The organism is Ornithinibacillus scapharcae TW25, from assembly GCF_000190475.1.
Taxonomy (GTDB): Bacteria; Bacillota; Bacilli; order Bacillales; family Amphibacillaceae; genus Ornithinibacillus; species Ornithinibacillus scapharcae.
In genome coordinates this window covers 1-1,448 of the sequence record NZ_AEWH01000028.1, presented here as the reverse complement: position 1 = coordinate 1,448, position 1,448 = coordinate 1, and the positions used below count along the sequence as shown (strand labels likewise).

Annotated in this window: 2 protein-coding genes; one reads left to right on the top strand and one right to left on the bottom strand. The window is 32.2% G+C overall.

The genetic code is table 11. The features are described 5' to 3' along the window. Positions 1 to 9: 9 nt before the first annotated feature. A complete protein-coding gene (pdaB, locus tag G5W_RS0107420; protein WP_010095507.1) occupies positions 10 to 768 on the bottom strand; it encodes a polysaccharide deacetylase family sporulation protein PdaB in 759 nt (252 codons plus the stop codon). Between the two features lie 242 nt (positions 769 to 1,010). Between pdaB and G5W_RS0107415 the strand changes: the two genes are divergently transcribed. Next, on the top strand, positions 1,011 to 1,232 hold the full coding sequence (locus G5W_RS0107415) for a hypothetical protein (RefSeq protein WP_010095505.1): 222 nt from the start codon (positions 1,011 to 1,013) through the stop codon (positions 1,230 to 1,232). Positions 1,233 to 1,448: the final 216 nt, after the last annotated feature.

The following is a 1,448-nucleotide window of genomic DNA, read 5'->3' as shown; positions in this document are numbered from 1 at the left end:
TGTGTTTTTTTATTCTACTATTTTTGTTTTCGCGTGTGCCTGATTAATCATCTCGGACACAGTTACAAATTGAAACCCCTTATTTTTAAGTCCAGGTAGTATTGTTTTCAGAGACTCAGCTGTTTGTTTTACGGAATCCGAAGCATGCATTAAGATGATGTCACCATTCGTTGTTTTTGACATAACATGATCTACTATATTTTGTGTACCGGGATTTTGCCAGTCATTAGGATTTATATTCCAATGAATGACTTTATGTCCTTGGCCTTCTGCCATTTTGATAATCTCATCGTTAAAATGACCATGTGGTGCACGAAGGAGTTCTAAATCTTTATAGCCTAATTTACCAAAGATCTCTTTTGCATAGTTTAGATCCTTCTTTACTTGATTGATATCTTGTTCTAGATAGCTTTTGTATCGATAACCTAGCATACCAATTTCATGTTTACCGTCTGATATTTTCTTTACAATATCAGGATGCTTTTCTGCCCATTCCCCACTGACAAAGAACGTTGCTTGGACCTGATGCTGTTCTAGTAGCTTTAAAATATCATGAACCTTTTGCTCCCCCCAGCTTATATTAAAAGTGAGAGCGATATTAGGGTCATTTGTATTCCCCTTAGTTAAAGCGACAGGCTTCTCTTTAGAGAAGACAGACAAGACACCATTGCCTTCAAACCATAAAAATCCAGCAGTAAAGAATGCTAAAACTACAATTAGAGCCCACTTTTTTAAGTTCTTAAACCGTACGACATAAAAGTGATTCATGTTTTTTTGCCCCCTATGTAAAACAAGCTTTAGTATTAATTTATGAGGGGAAATTAAAATTATGAACAAGCTCATCATTCTTTTCAATAAACCTAGTCGTAAATAAATCCCTAAAAAAATATGGAACTTTAACGGAAAGATACTGCATAAAATAATTAAAAATGTGAACCATATAAAATACCTATATCGCTTTATTGATATCTTAGGAAGAGTAGAGTATTGAAATACGATGAGGTGTAGACATGTTGGGTTTATTAATTAATCATACAGAACAAAAAGAAATAGAGTACCTAATTAAAAGAGAATTGGATGAGATTATTTTTGATTTAGATGATAGTAGAATAGATAACATGGTCAAGAGTGCAATGAAAGAAAGATATAAAGTGCTATTTCAATTATTAAGAAGAGTTGCTAGTGAAAATGATTGTATGCGTTATATGCCGAAGCGGTCACAAAACGAATAATAGTTTACATAACAGTACATATTAGAATACTAAAATTTCAGAAGAGACTTTTTTCAAAAAAGGCGTTGATTTTATTTTTTAGCTATGGTATATTAATTTCTGTTGTCAGATACGAAACGAACTAAACATTAAAAACATCTAAAAAAAAGATGTTGACAACTGATAACAAACATGATAAATTATATCTTGTCGCTAAAAACGACACAGAAAAGATTG